Raw genomic sequence first — 1,099 nt, forward strand, 5'->3', positions numbered from 1 at the left:
AGCGACGACCCGGATGATCAAATCGCGCGACTTAAATATTGCCTTTCGAACGGAGTCAAGGAGTTTTTGGTGGACCGTGTCGTCGATTGGCCGGGAGTGCAAAGCGCGGACGCTTTGACCTCTGGAGAACCGCTCGTTGGCCACTGGTACAATCGGTCGCGTGAATATGCGGCGCGCCAGCTGCAAAAAGCGAAAGACATCGACGCGGAAGCTTTCGCCGCCGAAGAGCGTATCGTATTCTCGCCGTTGCCGTGTTGGGAGCACCTTTCTGATCCTGAGTGGCGTCAGAGAGTGGCGGGTCTGATTGCCGAGATCGAAGACGAGGGAGCGAGAGCGCGTGCGCTCGAGGGAAAGACCTCCCAGGGAGTGAAGAGAATCCTTATGACCCAACCTCAGCATCGGCCCAAGACGACGGGGAGGTCACCCAAGCCCCGATTCCACGCGAAGAAGCCGGAAGTCTGGAAGCGGATGTGGGAGGCATGGCGGGAAGTCGTCACGGCATTCTGGGAGGCGTCGGAGCGGTTACAGGCCGGAGAGCGTGATGTCGAGTTTCCGGAGGGCACCTTCCCACCCCATCTGCCTTTCATGCCGTTTGCTGAGACCCTGATCGAGGCCCGGGGGCAGCCAGTCTGAGGCCGTGTCGCGGAGTGCTGCCGGAAGCGCTCAGCGACGGCGGCCCAGGAGAACCTTTGAAATCCGGATGATCGTCGAGGGTTGAGGCTCGACAAGGGAGAGGTTCGTCGTTCGAGCCGAGGAAACGTGAAGCCATGGCGCAGCCGAGGGGCGACAGCCGCTCGGCCGAAGATATTTCCATGAAAAGGGTGGCACCTAAAAGGGCACCTGCCAGGGCACCTGCCCATCCCGCACGCCGCCTTTGTAGACGCCAACACCATCCGCGTATTCGATGGTTCCGCTCCCTGTCGCATTGCCAAGTGCATCGAAGGTGCCTGTATAGGTGAAGCGACCTGGGGCTTCGATTGAACCCGGGCCAGACATGCGGCCCTTTGAGACTGGACCACGATAGATCGAGTTCACGGTTCCGTTGTGGGTCCAAGTCAGAGTTCCGGAGCCCTCAGCATAGCCGCCAACGCAGGCTCCT

The 1,099-nt window shown here is 60.6% G+C and carries 2 protein-coding genes; one reads left to right on the forward strand and one right to left on the reverse strand.

Going from position 1 to position 1,099, the window contains the following annotated elements; genetic code table 11:
- Positions 1-69: 69 nt before the first annotated feature.
- Positions 70-633 carry a hypothetical protein gene (locus GY725_25510; protein MCP4007552.1) on the forward strand — a complete coding sequence of 188 codons (564 nt, stop codon included), beginning with the start codon at positions 70-72 and terminating at the stop codon, positions 631-633.
- A 195-nt stretch (positions 634-828) separates the two neighbouring features.
- Here GY725_25510 and GY725_25515 read toward each other — a convergent pair whose 3' ends face one another.
- Positions 829-996: a hypothetical protein gene (locus GY725_25515; GenBank protein MCP4007553.1), complete on the reverse strand. Its 168-nt coding sequence runs from the start codon at positions 994-996 to the stop codon at positions 829-831.
- Between the last annotated feature and the right edge of the window lie 103 nt (positions 997-1,099).

Source organism: bacterium (assembly GCA_024226335.1).
GTDB lineage: Bacteria > Myxococcota_A > UBA9160 > SZUA-336 > SZUA-336 > JAAELY01.

Excerpts from the sequence above, each read along its gene's own strand:
- GY725_25515 (MCP4007553.1), bottom strand. The coding sequence starts at position 996 with ATGTCTGGCCCGGGTTCAATCGAAGCCCCAGGTCGCTTCACCTATACA.